The sequence below is a fragment of the Vibrio sp. 1069 genome (assembly GCF_033340555.1).
Window position 1 is genome coordinate 1 of sequence record NZ_JAWOWP010000716.1, and the last position, 572, is coordinate 572.

The following is a 572-nucleotide window of genomic DNA, read 5'->3' on the forward strand; positions in this document are numbered from 1 at the left end:
CGGCAAATCATCTTCATGCACTTGTAACCTGTCTATATTCGTTACCACGGGTACATCATCTACCACCGTAATCGGTAACGTGAACACTGGTGATACATCGCCATCACCGTCAGTCACAGTGATTGGCAGTTCGATTATAATGTTGTTTTGCTGATTGCCATCAGGATGATCAAGTGGTTTTCTAAGATCAAACTCATAGGAGCTATTTGACGCATTCAGAGTTAACTCAAACACCACTTCTTGAGAATTAACCGTGATACCTTGATAAACATTCACCCCGCCAGTACTGGACGTTAAGACTAAGGTGATTGCCTCTCCGCCAGACATCAATGTGCTAACTGACGTCGTCAAATCACTCAGTTGAATTGAGGTGACTTGGTCTGCCCCTTCTGTTACATCGAAGGTACCACCGATGATGGTGTCTTGAGTACGGTCAGTACCCTGCGGTAGGTCGTCCTCATCGACGGTCTCTTCACTACCCTGAGCCAAACCGTCGATGGTTGGTACGTCATCCACAACAGTGATCGGCAACGTGAGAGTATTCGAAACATCACCATCAAAATCCGTCGCTG

General features: G+C 46.5%; 1 protein-coding gene. It reads right to left on the reverse strand.

The window, feature by feature from the left end; genetic code table 11:
* On the reverse strand, window positions 1-572 hold a 572-nt coding region (locus R7040_RS28640; protein WP_318097914.1), incomplete at both ends, for a DUF5801 repeats-in-toxin domain-containing protein.